The organism is Pseudomonas sp. SED1 (assembly GCF_034044025.1).
Classification (GTDB): Bacteria; Pseudomonadota; Gammaproteobacteria; order Pseudomonadales; family Pseudomonadaceae; genus Aquipseudomonas.
On the sequence record NZ_JAXCIS010000023.1, the window covers coordinates 115074 to 131354 of the forward strand.

The following is a 16281-nucleotide window of genomic DNA, read 5'->3' on the forward strand; positions in this document are numbered from 1 at the left end:
TCACTCATACAATCAAACCAGACTTATGTTATCGGGCGCGCCCACATACCCAACTAACCAATCCAATAAAATACGTCAGCCCCAACAGTAAAAACATGTAGCAAATACGCACCACCTAACACATATCAAGCAAATATAAGGCGGATAAAAAACAACAACACAAGATTAAAAACCTGCCGCGCGCCCGCGTACTCCGGCGATGAGACACTTTATCGCAAGCACAAAAAAGGGCGCCAACGGCGCCCTCTCATGCAGGCTTGAAATGCTTATATATATGAACTCAATCTTTCAGTGCCAACGCCTGCGCGCCAGCATCCGGTATTCCCAGTAATCGTCCGACCTGCTCCAGGTCCGTTTCCCGGCGCATCGCCGTGAACAACTCCACCGCCTCGGGGTAGTTGCGGGTCAGCATCGCCAACCATTGCTTCAAACGGCCAGGCGCCTGGCGCTCGGTCAGTTGCTCCACCGATTGCCTCCAGAACTCATGAAGCATCGGCTGCATCTGCGCCCAGGTCATCTCCACGACTTCTTCGCCAGCACGTGCGGCAGCAATCTGCCGGGCCAGGTCGGGACGGGCCACCAGGCCACGGCCGAGCATGATGTCTTCCACGCCGCTGATTTCCCGGCAACGTCGCCAGTCTTCAACGCTCCAGATATCACCGTTGGCGAAAACCGGCACCTTCACTACCTCCTGCACACGCGGGATCCACTCCCAATGCGCGGGCGGCTTGTAGCCGTCAACCTTGGTGCGTGCGTGCACCACGATATGCGCCGCGCCGCCTTCGGCCAGGGCCGTGGCGCACACCAGGGCACCGTCCGGGCTGTCGAAGCCCAAGCGCATCTTGGCAGTGACCGGAATATGCGCCGGCACCGCACGCCGTACGTGCTCGACGATCTGGTTGAGCAGTTCCGGCTCCTTGAGCAGCACCGCCCCACCCCGTGACTTGTTGACGGTCTTGGCCGGGCAACCGAAGTTCAGGTCAACCACCTGCGAGCCCAGCTCGCACGCCAGGGCCGCGTTTTCCGCCAGGCACACCGGGTCTGAACCGAGTAACTGCACGCGCAGAGGCACGCCGGCAGCGGTCTTGGCACCGTGCAGCAACTCAGGGGCGAGTTTGTGGAAGTAGGCAGGCGTCAGCAGGCGGTCGTTGACCCGGATGAATTCGGTCACGCACCAATCAATACCGCCGACCCGGGTCAGCACGTCCCGCAGGATGTTGTCGACCAACCCCTCCATGGGCGCCAAAGCAATTTGCATGGAAAACACTCAACGAAAAACGTGGCGCAGTTTACGGGTTTCAGGCGCCGGAGGGTAATTCGCCTTGCAGCGCAGGGCCGTAACCTTCAAGAAATTCCGCCGGCATGCGCTTGGGCTTGCCGCTGGACAGTTCGATGCAGACAAAGGTGGTTTGCGCCCGCAGCAAGGTGGCGCCGTCACGCGGGCGTACCAGTTGGAAGCGTCGGGTCATTTTCAGGCGCTGGTCCCAGTCGACGATCCAGGTCGCCAACTGCAGCTCGTCGCCTTCGTAGCCGGCGGCGAGGTAATCAATCTCATGACGCACCACGGCCATGGCACGGTCCAGCCGGCGGTACTCGGTGAGGTCCAGCCCCAAGCGCTGGGAATGGCGCCACGCACAACGCTCCAGCCAGGACACGTACACCGCGTTGTTGGCGTGCCCCAGGCCGTCGATGTCTTCGGCACCGACCTGAAGATCGATGATAAACGGCGTTGCCAAATCCCAGCCCATGCGGTGCTCCCGGTCGATTAATGTCGGCGGCGAGCAGTGTAACCCATGGCTCAGGCGGTTTGGCGCTCTGGCACGTGGCGGCCGGCCAGCAGCGCCAGGACGCCTTCGATCACGCGCGGATCTGCCAGCACCTTCTGGTGCCCGCCTTGCTCCAGGCGCAGCAGGCGGCTGTCGAACCAGGCGTCGTGGATGACCTGGCAGGCTTTGACCGAAACGAAAGTATCGTCTTCGGCATGCACGATCAGGCCCGGGATATTCATCTGATAGTGGGCGACGTCGAGGTGCTTGAGCGGCATGCCCATCGTCAGCTCCACCTCCTGGATAAACGCCGAATGCGCTCGCGCCGGTAAACCGACCATGCGGGCAAAGCCGCGCAATACGTCGAGAAAGCGCGAGGGTGCGGCGATGCTCACCAAGGCTTCGGTGCGCAACCCTAACTGCACCGCGAGCATCGCGCTGGCGCCGCCCATGGAGTGGCCGACGACGGCATGCAGCGGTGGCAGCTCGGCAGCGGCTTCCAGCATGGCGCGAGCGAACAGCAGCACGTGGGCTTCGCGACCCGGCGAACGGCCATGAGCCGGACCATCCAGCGCAACCACCGAATAGCCCGCCGCAACCAATGCCGTGATCAGGCTGGCGAACTGCGTCGGGCGCCCTTCCCAGCCATGCATCAACAGCACCGCAGGGCCTTGGCCCCACTTCAGCGCCGACAGGCCGAAACGCAAGGTGATGCGCTCGGACTGCGCCAGCAACGGCAACTCCCAGTCACGGGGCGGCAGATCGCGAGGCGTCATAAACACCCGACGCATCTTGCTGGCAACGGTGTGCGGCGCCAGCCGGCCCAAGGTGCCATTGACGCCACGAACCCATTTCAACGTGCCCATCGCTTATCCCTCAGGCCAGAAGGCCGCTCTTAACGCACCGCGGACTTGGCCGCACGCAACACACGGTCCGACAACTCACCTGGGCCCAGGGCGCGGGCCAGCGACAGGCCGCCGATCATCAGTGCCATGTCGGCCAGGGCCTTGTCGGTTTCTTCGGGGCTGGCGGCCAGCTGTGCGGCCATCAGCTCACAATGCTCGTTCAAGGCCTGGCGGAATTCGTCCGGCAGGCGGCTCATCTCGCCCACGGTGGCCGGGATCGGGCACGCTTGGGCGGTGGAGTCACGGTGTTTGCGCGACAGGTAGAACGCTGCCACCAGGGCGCGGCGCTCTTCACCGGTCAAGGTCGAGTCCATGTCATCGATGGACGCGCGACGCCGGGCCAACAACGCGGTGAAGGCCTCCAGCATCAACGCATCCTTGCTCTCAAAGTGCGCGTAGAAACCACCGACGGTGAGCCCCGCCGCGCCCATCACTTCGCCCACACTCGGCTCGGCCGGGCCACGCTGCACCAGGGCGGCGCCGGCAGCTTGCAGAATACGTTCGCGGGTTTGCGCTTTTTTATCGTTCATCGTTGCCTCCGAATCTCATGCTTCGAATATTATTACCATAATAATATTTCGCAAGCCACAGCCATGACCATTGGTCAGAAGAACATTCGGGGAGAGGAAGGAAGATTGGCCAAACGCCAGACAAACAAAAGGGCCATTCAATAATTGAATGACCCTTAAAAATCCCGCAGAGCGGGTAATCGTGGCGTCCCCTAGGGGACTCGAACCCCTGTTACCGCCGTGAAAGGGCGGTGTCCTAGGCCACTAGACGAAGGGGACACAAACCTTCTATACAACTGATCAGCGCTGAGACCTGATCGAATTCAAGGACGGTGTGGCCAGACCTTGAACCTGTAAATTGGTGGAGCTAAACGGGATCGAACCGTTGACCTCTTGCATGCCATGCAAGCGCTCTCCCAGCTGAGCTATAGCCCCGGATTTTTCGCCTCGCGGCGCAGCAGACCTTTCGAACTGCTTGTTGAAACTGGCGTCCCCTAGGGGACTCGAACCCCTGTTACCGCCGTGAAAGGGCGGTGTCCTAGGCCACTAGACGAAGGGGACACAAACCTTCTATACAACTGATCAGAGCTGAGACCTGATCGGATTCAAGGACGGTGTGGCCAGACCTTGAACCTGTAAATTGGTGGAGCTAAACGGGATCGAACCGTTGACCTCTTGCATGCCATGCAAGCGCTCTCCCAGCTGAGCTATAGCCCCTCGTCGGTGAGGACGGGGCGAATCTTAATGGCGTATTTGAAACGTGTCAAATTTATTTTCAACAATTTTCAAAATTTTTTGCCGAGATAACAATCACTTACCGAGCAAACCCCGGAAAACCGGGGTTTGACCGTTACAACAGCTTACTTAAGCGATAGCGCCCAGCAGCTTTTCCCATTCCTTGTTTTCTTTCTTCGACACACCACCAAGCAAATCAAGGGCTTGGCGCAGACGGAAACGGGTCAGGTCCGGGCCCAGAATTTCCATCGCATCGAGTACCGACACCGAACTCGCCTGCCCGGTGATCGCGGCAAACATCAGCGGCATCGCATCGCGCAGTTTCAATTCCAGGGATTCAACCACCGCCTGGATAGTCGCGGTGATCGCATCCTTCTCCCACTGGCGCAGGCTTTCGAGCTTCCACAGGATCAACTGCATCAACTGGCGAACCTGGTCACCCGAGAGTTTCTTCGACTCAAACAGCTTCACGTCCGGGTTCACGCCACCGGCAAAGAAGAAGCTCGCCAACGGTGCGACCTGGCTGAACGTCTCCACCCTGCCCTGCACCAGCGGCGCGATCTTCATCATGTACTCGGGGTTCAACGCCCATTGCTGCACGCGGCTGGCGAACTCTTCCACCGGCAGGTCACGCAGCCACTGGCCGTTGAGCCACGACAGTTTCTCGATGTCGAAGATCGGCCCGCCCAGGGACACGCGGGACAGGTCGAAGTTATCGACCATTTCCTGCAACGAGAACTTCTCGCGCTCGTCCGGCATCGACCAGCCCATGCGGCCCAAATAGTTGAGCATCGCCTCAGGCATGAAGCCCATGCGCTCGTAGAAGGTCACCGAAGTCGGGTTCTTGCGCTTGGACAGCTTGCTCTTGTCCGGGTTACGCAGCAGCGGCATGTAGCACAGCTGCGGTTGTTCCCAGCCGAAGTACTCGTAGAGCAGGATCAGTTTCGGCGCCGATGGCAGCCACTCTTCGCCACGCAGCACGTGGGTGATACCCATCAGGTGGTCATCGACCACGTTGGCCAGGAAGTACGTCGGCAGGCCGTCGGTCTTCATCAGCACTTGCATGTCCATGCGGTCCCACGGGATCTCGACGTCACCGCGCAGCATGTCCGGCACCACGCACACGCCTTCGCTCGGCACCTTCATGCGGATAACGTGCGGCTCGCCGGCGGCCAGGCGCTGGGCCACTTCTTCTTTCGACAGCAGCAGCGCGCGGCCGTCATAGCGCGGGGTTTCGCCACGGGCCTGTTGCTCGGCGCGCATCTGGTCCAGCTCTTCGGCGGTGCAGAAGCACGGGAAGGCGTGGCCCATGTCGACCAACTGCTGGGTGTACTTTTTGTAGATGTCGCTGCGCTCGCTCTGGCGATACGGGCCGTGTGGGCCGCCGACATCCGGGCCTTCAGCCCAGGTAATGCCCAACCAGCGCAGGGCATCGAAAATCTGCTGTTCCGACTCACGGGTGGAACGCAGTTGATCGGTGTCTTCGATCCGCAGGATGAATTCACCGCCGTGCTGCTTGGCAAAGCAGTAGTTGAACAAGGCGATGTAAGCAGTACCTACGTGGGGATCCCCAGTAGGCGATGGCGCGATGCGCGTGCGGACGGTGGTCATGGCGGGTCTCGAATTGGCGATAAAACTGAAAATGAAACAAGGGGCGAATGGTAACAGCCCCAAGCCCTTGGGCTCCAGCGTGGGGAGGCGAACAAAGGGCATATGAGACAAGCTCCGGTCTCAAGACTCGCCATGGCTATTTGCCAGACGGTTCGCTGGCTATATTCCATTACCTTTTGTTACCGACATGATCGCCATGCCTGCCCCGCTCAAACGCCGCCTGTTTATCTTCCTGTTGATCGTGGTCCTGATTGCCGCGGGCTTTTTCGCCCAGTGGTTCTTCAAGGGCCGCTTTTATGAGAGCACCGACAACGCCTACGTCCAGGGCGAGATCACCCGGGTCTCCAGCCAACTGGGCGCGCGCATCGTCGAGGTGCTGGTGGGCGACAACGAACACGTGGAAAAAGGCCAACTGCTGGTCAAGCTCGAAGGCGACAACTTCCACCTCGCCGTCGACCGCGCCAACGCCGCCCTGGCCATGCGCGAAGCCGAGCGCGTGCAGGCCCAGAGCAAACTCACCCAGCAAGCCAGCCTGATCGCCGCCGGTGCAGCCAAGGTTTCTTCCAGCCAGGCCACCCTCGGCCGCTCGCAGATCGACCTGAACCGTGCACAAACCCTGCGCAAGCCCGGTTATGTCTCCGAAGAACGCGTCACCACCCTCGACGCCGACAACCACATCGCCCGCTCCCAGGTGACCATGGCCCAGGCCGACCTGCAGGGCCAGCGCCAGCAAGTCAACGCCCTGAACGCCGAGATCAAGCGCCTCGACGCGATGATCGCCAACGCCAAGACCGACCTGGCCCAGGCCGAACTGAACCTGACCCGCAGCGAAATCCACGCGCCCATCAGCGGCCTGATGGGCCAGCGTGCCGCGCGCAACGGCCAATATGTGCAGGCCGGCGCCTACCTGCTGTCGATCGTCCCGGACCGGGACATTTGGGTGCAGGCCAACTTCAAGGAAACCCAGATCGGCCACATGCAGCCCGGGCAAAAGGCCGAGCTGACGTTCGACGCCTACAGCGATACCCCAATCGAAGGCCGTGTCGCCAACCTGTTCGGCGCCTCCGGCGCGCAGTTCAGCCTGCTGCCGCCGGACAATGCCACAGGCAACTTCACCAAAGTCGTACAACGGATTCCGGTCAAACTGACCTTCGCCGCCGACAACCCGCTACAGGGCAAAATCCGCCCGGGCATGTCGGTGACGGTCAAAGTGAATATCAAAGACCCGCAAGATGGCCGGTGATCAACTGCTGGCCCCGATCGGAGAACCGACCCGGCGCGACTGGATCGCGGTCATGAGCGTGATGCTCGGCGCCTTCATGGCAGTGCTCGACATCCAGATCACCAACTCGTCCCTCAAGGACATTCAGGGCGCACTGTCGGCCACCCTTGAAGAAGGCTCGTGGATTTCCACCTCCTACCTTGTGGCCGAAATCATCATGATCCCCCTCACCGCCTGGCTGGTGCAGCTGTTGTCGGCGCGCCGCCTGGCGGTGTGGGTGTCCGGCGGGTTCCTGATCGCCTCGCTGATGTGTTCCATGGCCTGGAGCCTGGAAAGCATGATCGTGTTCCGCGCCTTTCAGGGGTTTACCGGCGGCGCGCTGATCCCGCTGGCGTTCACCCTCACCCTGATCAAGTTGCCCGAGCATCACCGCGCCAAAGGCATGGCGATGTTCGCCATGACCGCCACCTTCGCCCCGTCCATCGGCCCGACCATCGGCGGCTGGTTGACCGAGAATTGGGGCTGGGAATACATCTTCTACATCAACATCCCGCCGGGCCTGATCATGATCGCCGGGTTGCTGTACGGCCTGGAGAAAAAGGATTCCAACTGGGACCTGCTCAAAAGCACCGACTACCTCGGCATCGTCACCATGGCCGTGGGCCTTGGGTGTTTGCAGGTGTTTCTTGAGGAAGGCCATCGCAAGGACTGGCTGGAATCGAGCCTGATTGTCAGCCTTGGCACCGTCGCCCTGCTGAGCCTGATCACCTTTGTGATCGTGCAGATGTCCAAGCCCAACCCGCTGATCAACCTGCGCATCCTCGGCAATCGCAATTTCGGGCTGTCGAGCATCTCCAGCCTGGGGATGGGCGTGGGGCTGTACGGCTCGATCTATCTACTGCCGCTGTACCTGGCGCAGATCCAGAACTACAACGCCCTGCAAATCGGCGAAGTGATCATGTGGATGGGCGTTCCGCAGCTGTTCCTGATTCCGCTGGTGCCCAAGCTGATGAAATACGTGTCGCCCAAATGGCTGTGCACGCTGGGGTTCGGGCTGTTTGGATTGGCGAGCTTTTCATCGGGAGTGCTGAACCCGGACTTTGCCGGCGACCAGTTCAACCGAATCCAGATCATCCGCGCGCTGGGGCAGCCGCTGATCATGGTGACGATTTCATTGATTGCCACGGCGTACATCATGCCGAAGGACGCGGGGTCGGCGTCGAGCCTGTTCAATATTTTGCGAAACCTGGGTGGGGCGATAGGGATTGCGTTGCTGGCGACGCTGCTGGATGCACGCACCAAGACCTACTTTGATTACCTGCGTGAGGCGATTGTGCCGACCAATCCGCAGGTGGCGGAGCGGATGGCCAGGCTGACGGAGACGTTTGGCAGCGAGACGGCGGCGTTGGGCAAGTTGAGTGAGATTGCCCATCAACAAGCGCAGATCATGGCCTACAACGATGCGTTTCACTTTGTGGGGTTGGCGTTGGGGATCAGTATGGTGGCGATCTTGTTGACCAAGGCGTTGCCGGCGGGGCTTAAGGCTGGGGAGTCACACTAAATAACTGTGTATACCAACCCTGTGGCGAGGGGGCTTGTCCCCCGTTGGGCTGCGCAGCAGCCCCCATAAGAATCACCCCATTCTTTCAGAAAGACCGAGGTAGCAGGTTTTGGGGCCGCTTCGCAGCCCAACGGGGGACAAGCCCCCTCGCCACAGAAGCCGCATGAAGATCGTTCCCACGCTCTGCGTGGGAATGCCTCATTGGACGCTCCGCGTCCGCTCTTGGGACGCAGAGCGTCCCGGGCTGCGTTCCCACGCAGAGCGTGGGAACGATCATCACACTGCCAGCAACCGCTCCCGCAACTTGCCGATCTCATCGCGCATCTGCGCCGCCGCTTCAAACTCCAGATCCCGCGCCAACTGGTACATCTTCTCTTCCAGCTGACGAATACGCTTGGTGATCTCGCTCGGCGAACGCAATTCTGCTTCGTACTTGGCATTCTCCTCCGCAGCCTTGGCCATGCCCTTGCGCTTCTTGCTGCGCGAGCCCGGCACGGTCGCACCTTCCATGATGTCGGCCACATCCTTGAACACGCCCTTCGGCGTGATCCCATGTTCCAGGTTGTAGGCAATCTGCTTGTCGCGACGCCGCTCGGTCTCGCCAATCGCGCGCTCCATGGAGCCGGTAATCCGGTCCGCATACAGAATCGCCCGGCCATTCAGGTTCCGCGCCGCTCGGCCAATCGTTTGAATCAACGAACGCTCGGACCGCAGGAAGCCTTCCTTGTCAGCATCCAGAATCGCCACCAGGGACACTTCCGGCATGTCCAGACCTTCACGCAGCAGGTTGATCCCCACCAGCACATCGAACGCACCCAGGCGCAGGTCGCGGATGATTTCCACGCGCTCAACGGTGTCGATGTCCGAGTGCAAATAACGCACGCGCACGCCGTGGTCGGCCAGGTAATCGGTCAAGTCTTCGGACATACGCTTGGTCAGCGTAGTGACCAGCACCCGCTCTTCCAGCGCCACGCGTTTGCCGATCTCCGACAGCAGGTCGTCGACCTGAGTCAGCGCCGGGCGGATTTCGATTTGCGGGTCCACCAGGCCGGTTGGGCGCACCAGTTGCTCAACCACACGCCCCGCATGTTCGGCCTCGTAGTTACCCGGCGTGGCCGAGACAAAAATCGTCTGCGGGCTGATGCCTTCGAACTCGTCGAAACGCATTGGCCGGTTATCCAGCGCCGACGGCAGGCGGAAGCCGTATTCCACCAAGGTTTCTTTACGCGAACGGTCACCTTTGTACATCGCGCCCACCTGCGGCACGCTGACGTGGGACTCGTCGATCACCAGCAAGGCGTCGTCCGGCAAGTAATCAAACAGGGTTGGCGGCGCCTGCCCGGATTCGCGGCCCGAAAGGTAGCGCGAGTAGTTTTCGATGCCGTTGCAGTAACCCAGTTCGAGGATCATCTCCAGGTCGAAGCGGGTGCGCTGTTCCAGGCGCTGGGCTTCCACCAGCTTGTTGTTGGAACGCAGGTATTCCAGGCGCTCCACCAGTTCGCCCTTGATGCCCTCAATGGCGCCCATCAGGGTTTCCCGCGGGGTCACGTAGTGGCTTTTCGGGTAGAAGGTGAAGCGCGGCAGCTTGCGGATCACCTCGCCGGTCAACGGGTCGAAGGCCGACAGGCTCTCGACTTCATCGTCGAACAGCTCGATGCGGATCGCTTCCAGGTCGGATTCCGCCGGGTAGATGTCAATCACATCGCCACGCACGCGGAAGCTCGCCCGGGCGAAGTCCATGTCGTTGCGGGTGTATTGCAGGCTCGTCAGGCGCCGCAGCAGTTCGCGCTGGTCGAGTTTGTCGCCGCGGTCGACGTGCAGCACCATCTTCAAATAGGTTTCCGGGCTGCCCAGGCCGTAGATGCACGACACCGTGGTGACGATGATCGCGTCCTTGCGCTCCAGCAGCGCCTTGGTCGCCGACAGTCGCATCTGCTCGATATGGTCGTTGATCGAAGCGTCTTTCTCGATAAAGGTGTCGGACGACGGCACATACGCTTCCGGCTGGTAGTAGTCGTAGTAGGAAACGAAGTACTCCACCGCGTTGTTCGGGAAGAACGCCTTGAACTCGCCATACAACTGCGCGGCCAGGGTCTTGTTCGGCGCCAGCACCAGGGTCGGGCGGTTCACCTGGGCGATCACGTTGGCGATGCTGAAGGTCTTGCCGGAGCCGGTCACCCCGAGCAAGGTCTGGTGTGCCAGGCCGGCTTCGATGCCTTCGACCATCAGGCGGATGGCTTCCGGTTGATCGCCGGCAGGCTCGAAGCGGGTGACTAGCTGGAAATCCGACATAACGTACCTCTTGAGTCACCCCGGGGCCGGAAAAAGCAGCGGGGACGAAAAAGACCGCGACCCGCGACTGTTCGGCGCAGGTTGCAGGAAAAAACCATGATAGCTGTAGAAGTGGAGGCAAATGTCACGGGTTTCAAGGCAAACGTCCTACATGCCATTGCCGATCAACGTTGCAATAAGACTAACGGTCGGTAAATAAACCGAAAAACTTGGCCGAAAAGCCGTTTCGGCTGTCGCCGTGAGCAGTGATGGCCTCTATACTAGCTCCCCGTTTGTGCACCGCTCTAGTGCATTCGGCTGGAGCGCGACACGTCCCTCCACTCTCTATAGAGCTGCCGCAAAAATGAGCCTGTTCTCCGCTGTCGAAATGGCACCACGCGATCCAATCCTGGGCCTCAACGAAGCATTCAACGCCGATACCCGAACCACCAAGGTGAACCTTGGCGTGGGCGTTTACTGCAACGAGGAGGGGAAGATTCCACTCTTGCGTGCCGTTGCCGAAGCGGAAGCCATTCGAGTGGCGCAACACGCCGCCCGTGGCTACTTGCCGATCGACGGCATTGTCGCCTACGACCAGGCCGTGCAAAAGCTGCTGTTTGGCGCTGAATCACCACTGATCAGCTCCGGCCGCGTGATCACCGCCCAAGCGGTCGGCGGCACCGGCGCCCTGAAAATCGGCGCAGACTTCCTCAAGCAACTGCTGCCCAACGCCGTCGTCGCCATCAGCGACCCGAGCTGGGAAAACCACCAGGCGCTGTTCGAAAAAGCCGGCTTCCCGGTACAGACCTATCGCTACTACGACGCCGCCACCCACGACGTTAACCGCGCCGGCCTGCTGGAAGACCTCAACGCCCTGCCGCCCCAGTCCATCGTCGTGCTGCACGCCTGCTGCCACAACCCGACCGGCGTCGACCTGAGCCCGGCCGACTGGCAACAAGTGCTGGACGTGGTCAAGGCGAAAAACCTCGTACCGTTCCTCGACATGGCCTACCAGGGCTTTGGCGACGGCATCGACGAAGACGCCGCTGCGGTGCGCCTGTTCGCCGAGTCGGGCTTGACCTTCTTTGTGTCCAGCTCGTTCTCCAAGTCGTTCTCGCTGTACGGCGAGCGCGTGGGCGCCCTGTCCATCGTTACCGACTCCAAGGAAGAAAGCGCGCGCATCCTGTCCCAGGTCAAGCGTGTGATCCGCACCAACTACTCCAACCCGCCGACCCACGGCGCGGCAATCGTTGCAGCGGTGCTGAACGACCCTGAGCTGCGCGCCCAGTGGGAAGCCGAACTGGCCGAAATGCGCCTGCGCATTCGCGGCATGCGCGAGCAGATGGTGGCCGACCTGGCCAAGGCGGCTCCGGGCCACGACTTCAGCTTCGTCGGTCGCCAGCGCGGGATGTTCTCCTACTCCGGCCTGAGCGTTGAGCAAGTGACGCGCCTGCGCAACGAGTTTGGCATCTACGCGCTGGATACCGGCCGCATCTGTGTGGCGGCGTTGAACCAGAAGAACATTGATGCAGTGACCAAGGCCATCGTTCAGGTGCTGTAAGCCTGTTGTGATGCGAAAAAGGGGAAGCCGATGGCTTCCCCTTTTTCATTCTGCGCGCGCGCTCAACGTGGCGAGGGAGCTTGCTCCCGCTGGGCTGCGCAGCGGCCCTAAAACCTGCCACCCTGAACTTTCTGAATGAATGCGGTGCCTGAATGGGGGCCGCTTCGCGCCCCAGCGGGAGCAAGCTCCCTCGCCACAGGATGGGTGGCTTGCTTAAGAAGTGGGGCATTGCCCTGAAAAATTCGCTGCTTTCGGTCCGCTACCCCTAGACTGACAGCAAGACAGTCCCTTCCCTCGAGTACCCTATGAGAAACGACGACCTGGACCTGCGTGCCGACCGCGACGAACTGGACCACTTCACCCCGCGCCCACCCCCCGTCAAGCGCCAGAAAAGCCTGGTACTGCAAGTCGCCCTCGGCGTATTCCTCGGCGGTTTGGCCCTGTGGCTGGTGCAACTGGGCGCCGGCGCGCTGATGGCCAAACTGGCCATGGGCACCCTGCAGTTCGGCGGCTGACAAAGCCTAAAATGTGGGAGCCGTCGAGCTTTAGCGAGGCCGCGATAGCGGTGGGTCAGGCACCATCAATATCGACTGTGCCGACGTCATCGCAGCCTCGCTAAAGCTCGACAGCTCCCACAGGGGACCTGTGTGACTGATGCAACTGGGTACCGGCGCCCTGATCGCTAAATTGGCCATGGGGCACCCTACAATTTGGCGGCCGACCAAGGCCAAATGTGGGAGCCGTCGAGCCTTAGCGAGGCCGCGATAGCGGTGGGTCAGGCACCATCAATATCGACTGTGCCGACCTCATCGCAGCCTCGCTAAAGCTCGACAGCTCCCACAGAAAACCTGTGTGACTGATGCAACCGGGCGCTGGCGCCCTGATCGCCAAACTGGCCATGGGCACCCTGCAATTTGGCGACTGACAAAGACCAAATGTGGGAGCCGTCGAGCTTTAGCGAGGCCGCGATTGCGGTGGGTCAGGCACCCTCAATATCGCCTGTGCCGACCTCATCGCAGCCTCCCTAACGCTCGACAGCTGCTACGGCGTCAGGGCCAGGCCGCGCTCTTCCAGCAACCGCACAAAGCTGTTCAAACTCTGTGACACCGTACCCCGGCGCCAGATCAGCCAGGTATTCAGAATCCGGAACGTATCGGCCAACGGCCACACACTCACCGTTTTAAACCCGGGCATGCTCTCCAGCATGCTCCGCGGCATCAACGCCAACCCCGCACCAGCGCTCACGCAAGCCAGCATTCCGTGATAAGACTCCATCTCGAAGATCTTCCCCGGCACCGCGCCATCCTGTGAAAACCAGCGCTCAAAGTGGTGCCGGTACGAACAGTTCGAGCGAAACGTGTAGATGCTCTCCCCGCTCACATCCTGCCCCCGGGTGATCGGCGCGTGGTGCAGCGGCGCAATCACCACCATTTCCTCCTCAAACACCGCCACGCCTTCCAGCGTCGCGTGCAGCACCGGCCCATCAACAAACGCCGCCGCCAACCGCCCCGACAACACGCCCTCGATCATCGTCCCGGACGGCCCGGTGGTCAGGTCCAGCTCAACCTTGGCGTGCTTCTGGTTATATGCCGCCAGCAATGCCGGGATGCGCACCGCCGCCGTGCTCTCCAGCGAACCCAGGGCAAACGCGCCCTGAGGCTCCTCCCCCGCCACCGTCGCCCGGGCTTCCTGCACCAGGTCAAGAATCCGCCGGGCATACCCGAGGAAATTCCACCCGGCTGGCGACAACCGCAATCGGCTCTTCTCGCGAATAAACAAATCCACGCCCAGGTCCTGCTCCAACTGCTTGATCCGTGTGGTCAGGTTCGACGGCACCCGATGGATCAACTGCGCGGCGGCGCTGATGCTGCCTTGCTCGGCAACGGCTTTGAAAATTTCCAGCTGGACCAGATCCAAGTCATTCTCCAAACGTGAACGTATTGCTTAATATTATTCAGTTTCCGAAAAAGATACAGCCCCGTACGCTGACCTCCATCCCATTCACTGCGCAGGACGGTGCCATGAACCCCATTTCTTCCCAGACCCACGCCTTGTCGATCAACCCCGCCAACGGTGAAACGGTCGCCAGCTACCCGTACGAAACCGAGGCGCAGCTGGATGCCGCCCTCACCCGTTCGATCAACGCCTTCCGCAACGGCCGCACTACCCCCGTCGCCCAGCGCGCCGAGTTGCTGCTGGCCCTGGCCAGCACCCTGCGTGATCAGGCCGAAGAAATGGCCCAGATGATCACCCTGGAAATGGGCAAACCCATCGCCCAGGCCCGTGGCGAAATCGAGAAATGCGCCCAGTTGGCCGAGTGGTACGCCGCCCACGGCCCGGCCATGCTCGCACCGGAAGCCACCCTGGTGGACAACGGCACCGCCCAGATCGAATACCGCCCGCTGGGCCCGATCCTCGCCGTGATGCCGTGGAACTTCCCGGTGTGGCAAGTGCTGCGCGGCGCCGTGCCGACCATGCTCAGCGGCAACACCTACGTGCTCAAACACGCGCCTAACGTGATGGGCAGCGCCTACCTGATGAAACAAGCCTTCCAACGCGCCGGCTTCGCCGATGGCCTGTTCGAAGTGATCAACGTCACCCAAGACGGCGTGTCCAAGGCCATCGCCGACCCACGCATCGCCGCCGTCACCCTCACCGGCAGCGTGCGCGCCGGCATGGCCATCGGCTCCCAGGCCGGTGCCGCGCTGAAGAAATGCGTGCTGGAGCTGGGCGGCTCCGATCCGTTCATCGTGCTCAACGACGCCAACCTCGACGAAGCCGTGCAAGCCGCGCTGATCGGCCGCTTCCAGAACTCCGGCCAGGTGTGCGCCGCTGCCAAGCGCCTGATCATCGAGGACGGCGTGGTAGAAGCCTTCACCGCCAAATTCCTCGAAGCCAGCCGCAACCTGGTGATGGGCGACCCGACCGCCAGCGAAACCTACATCGGCCCGATGGCCCGCTTCGACCTGCGGGACGAACTCGACGGCCAGGTCCAGGCCACCCTGGCTGAAGGCGCCACCTTGCTGCTGGGCGGCCATAAAGTCGAAGGCGCAGGCAACTTCTACGCACCCACCGTGCTGGCCAACGTCACCGACCAGATGACCTCGTTCAAACAGGAACTGTTCGGGCCGGTCGCCTCCATCATCACCGCCCGGGATGCAGAGCACGCCGTGGCCCTGGCCAACGACAGTGAATTCGGCCTGACCGCCAGCGTGTTCACCACCGACCCGGAAAAGGCGCGCTACATCGCCAACCAGCTGGAAACCGGCGGGATCTTCATCAACGCCTACAGCGTGTCCGACCCTCGGGTCTCGTTTGGGGGTGTGAAGAAGAGTGGTTTCGGGCGGGAGTTGTCGCACTTTGGTGTGCGGGAATTCTGCAATGCGCAGACCGTGTGGCTGAACCGCCGCTAAGGCAAGCGCTGCAAACGATGGCCCCCCCTGCGGGTCATCGTGCTGCCTGGTTAAGCACCGTCACATACGCACCGAACATATCCGCCATCGCGTCCGCGTAGGCAGTAATTTGCGCTTCGGTGCGCGGGCTTCCCGAGAATTCCTTGCCCACCGAACTGAAGGTGGTGACGATCAAGTCGCACGCCAGGTCGCGGGTCGCCTCAGGAACTTGCGGCAGCAGTTCAAGCATGAACGTCTGAAAGATCTGTTGCCCTCCCGCCCGAACCTCATGGGCTTCGGGCGCATCTCGATAAAGCGGTGCCGCGTCGCTCAAGGCGACCCGCATCTGCGCCTCCTCACACTCCGACCGAATAAACGCATGCACCAGCGTGCGCAGCCGCTCAAGAGGCGGTTGGCTCACGTCCTCCAGAATCCGGCTGAGCATTTGCGAGGTTTGCTGCCATTAATCGGTCTGCAGCCGGAACAGAATGGCCGCCTTGTTGGGGAAGTATTGGTACACCGAACCCACACTCACGCCCGCCTTCTCCGCGACCCGGGCAGTGGTGAAACGGCTGGCGCCTTCCTTGGCCAAAACCTGAATAGCCGCTTCGAGAATGGCCGACACCAACTCGGTGGATCGAGCCTGTTTGGGCTCTTTGCGTGAGGAAATCTGCGAGGTCTGGCGGTCGGTCATGGGGCGTTCCTGCGGCGGTTCGAATGCGAATAGCGAATGTGACGAATTGTTCGC

Annotated in this window: 12 protein-coding genes, 4 tRNA genes and 1 pseudogene; 5 read left to right on the forward strand and 12 right to left on the reverse strand. The window is 61.3% G+C overall.

The genetic code is table 11. The features are described from left to right. Positions 1-280: 280 nt before the first annotated feature. The 9 genes from SNL23_RS03490 to gltX all read right to left on the reverse strand — a co-directional run bounded on the left by SNL23_RS03490 (position 281) and on the right by gltX (position 5526). Complete coding sequence (locus SNL23_RS03490) at positions 281-1258, reverse strand: tRNA dihydrouridine synthase (protein ID WP_167662432.1); 978 nt, start codon at positions 1256-1258, stop codon at positions 281-283. Between the two features lie 40 nt (positions 1259-1298). Then, positions 1299-1748 (reverse strand): acyl-CoA thioesterase, encoded by a 450-nt coding sequence (locus tag SNL23_RS03495; protein WP_076016080.1) that lies wholly within the window; start codon positions 1746-1748, stop codon positions 1299-1301. 50 nt (positions 1749-1798) lie between these two features. After that, the gene (locus SNL23_RS03500) at positions 1799-2632 is read right to left on the reverse strand and encodes an alpha/beta hydrolase (protein ID WP_318301613.1); all 834 of its coding nucleotides are present in this window, start codon (positions 2630-2632) and stop codon (positions 1799-1801) included. A 29-nt stretch (positions 2633-2661) separates the two neighbouring features. After that, positions 2662-3201 (reverse strand): TetR/AcrR family transcriptional regulator, encoded by a 540-nt coding sequence (locus SNL23_RS03505; RefSeq protein ID WP_076016082.1) that lies wholly within the window; start codon positions 3199-3201, stop codon positions 2662-2664. A gap of 182 nt (positions 3202-3383) precedes the next feature. Next, a tRNA-Glu gene (locus SNL23_RS03510) sits at positions 3384-3459 on the reverse strand. 80 nt (positions 3460-3539) lie between these two features. Further along, a tRNA-Ala gene (locus tag SNL23_RS03515) sits at positions 3540-3615 on the reverse strand. 50 nt (positions 3616-3665) lie between these two features. Further along, a tRNA-Glu gene (locus SNL23_RS03520) sits at positions 3666-3741 on the reverse strand. Between the two features lie 80 nt (positions 3742-3821). After that, a tRNA-Ala gene (locus SNL23_RS03525) sits at positions 3822-3897 on the reverse strand. Between the two features lie 147 nt (positions 3898-4044). Next, complete coding sequence (gene gltX / locus SNL23_RS03530; protein ID WP_167662435.1) at positions 4045-5526, reverse strand: glutamate--tRNA ligase; 1482 nt, start codon at positions 5524-5526, stop codon at positions 4045-4047. Between the two features lie 196 nt (positions 5527-5722). On the opposite strand from gltX, the gene SNL23_RS03535 reads away from it, so the two are divergent. Then, on the forward strand, positions 5723-6769 hold the full coding sequence (locus SNL23_RS03535; protein WP_318301614.1) for an HlyD family secretion protein: 1047 nt from the start codon (positions 5723-5725) through the stop codon (positions 6767-6769). Beyond that, positions 6759-8309 (forward strand): MDR family MFS transporter, encoded by a 1551-nt coding sequence (locus SNL23_RS03540; protein ID WP_318301615.1) that lies wholly within the window; start codon positions 6759-6761, stop codon positions 8307-8309. Before SNL23_RS03535 ends, SNL23_RS03540 begins: the two co-directional genes overlap by 11 nt. 276 nt (positions 8310-8585) lie before the next feature. Here the strand turns inward: SNL23_RS03540 and uvrB are convergent, their stop codons facing one another. Further along, complete coding sequence (gene uvrB, locus SNL23_RS03545; RefSeq protein WP_076016086.1) at positions 8586-10601, reverse strand: excinuclease ABC subunit UvrB; 2016 nt, start codon at positions 10599-10601, stop codon at positions 8586-8588. 343 nt (positions 10602-10944) lie between these two features. On the opposite strand from uvrB, the gene SNL23_RS03550 reads away from it, so the two are divergent. Then, positions 10945-12141: an amino acid aminotransferase gene (locus SNL23_RS03550; protein WP_318301616.1), complete on the forward strand. Its 1197-nt coding sequence runs from the start codon at positions 10945-10947 to the stop codon at positions 12139-12141. A gap of 305 nt (positions 12142-12446) precedes the next feature. Continuing rightward, on the forward strand, positions 12447-12656 hold the full coding sequence (locus SNL23_RS03555; protein ID WP_167662439.1) for a hypothetical protein: 210 nt from the start codon (positions 12447-12449) through the stop codon (positions 12654-12656). Between the two features lie 526 nt (positions 12657-13182). Here SNL23_RS03555 and ptrR read toward each other — a convergent pair. After that, entirely contained in the window at positions 13183-14058 is an 876-nt protein-coding gene (gene ptrR / locus SNL23_RS03560) for a putrescine utilization regulator PtrR (RefSeq protein ID WP_076016088.1), read from the reverse strand. Positions 14059-14162: 104 nt separating this feature from the next. Here ptrR and SNL23_RS03565 point away from each other — a divergent pair, with 104 nt between their 5' ends. Continuing rightward, positions 14163-15554 carry an aldehyde dehydrogenase family protein gene (locus SNL23_RS03565; RefSeq protein WP_318301617.1) on the forward strand — a complete coding sequence of 464 codons (1392 nt, stop codon included), beginning with the start codon at positions 14163-14165 and terminating at the stop codon, positions 15552-15554. A gap of 34 nt (positions 15555-15588) precedes the next feature. Here the strand turns inward: SNL23_RS03565 and SNL23_RS03570 are convergent. After that, positions 15589-16227 (reverse strand): annotated as a pseudogene (locus tag SNL23_RS03570) (TetR family transcriptional regulator). Between the last annotated feature and the right edge of the window lie 54 nt (positions 16228-16281).

What these genes read in the sequence shown, in the direction of transcription:
- SNL23_RS03490 (WP_167662432.1), bottom strand. Translation starts at nt 1,258, where the DNA reads ATGCAAATTGCTTTGGCGCCCATGGAGGGGTTGGTCGACAACATCCTG.
- SNL23_RS03495 (WP_076016080.1), bottom strand. Translation starts at nt 1,748, where the DNA reads ATGGGCTGGGATTTGGCAACGCCGTTTATCATCGATCTTCAGGTCGGT.
- SNL23_RS03500 (WP_318301613.1), bottom strand. Translation starts at nt 2,632, where the DNA reads ATGGGCACGTTGAAATGGGTTCGTGGCGTCAATGGCACCTTGGGCCGG.
- SNL23_RS03505 (WP_076016082.1), bottom strand. Translation starts at nt 3,201, where the DNA reads ATGAACGATAAAAAAGCGCAAACCCGCGAACGTATTCTGCAAGCTGCC.
- gltX (WP_167662435.1), bottom strand. Translation starts at nt 5,526, where the DNA reads ATGACCACCGTCCGCACGCGCATCGCGCCATCGCCTACTGGGGATCCC.
- SNL23_RS03535 (WP_318301614.1), top strand. Translation starts at nt 5,723, where the DNA reads ATGCCTGCCCCGCTCAAACGCCGCCTGTTTATCTTCCTGTTGATCGTG.
- SNL23_RS03540 (WP_318301615.1), top strand. Translation starts at nt 6,759, where the DNA reads ATGGCCGGTGATCAACTGCTGGCCCCGATCGGAGAACCGACCCGGCGC.
- uvrB (WP_076016086.1), bottom strand. Translation starts at nt 10,601, where the DNA reads ATGTCGGATTTCCAGCTAGTCACCCGCTTCGAGCCTGCCGGCGATCAA.
- SNL23_RS03550 (WP_318301616.1), top strand. Translation starts at nt 10,945, where the DNA reads ATGAGCCTGTTCTCCGCTGTCGAAATGGCACCACGCGATCCAATCCTG.
- SNL23_RS03555 (WP_167662439.1), top strand. Translation starts at nt 12,447, where the DNA reads ATGAGAAACGACGACCTGGACCTGCGTGCCGACCGCGACGAACTGGAC.
- SNL23_RS03565 (WP_318301617.1), top strand. Translation starts at nt 14,163, where the DNA reads ATGAACCCCATTTCTTCCCAGACCCACGCCTTGTCGATCAACCCCGCC.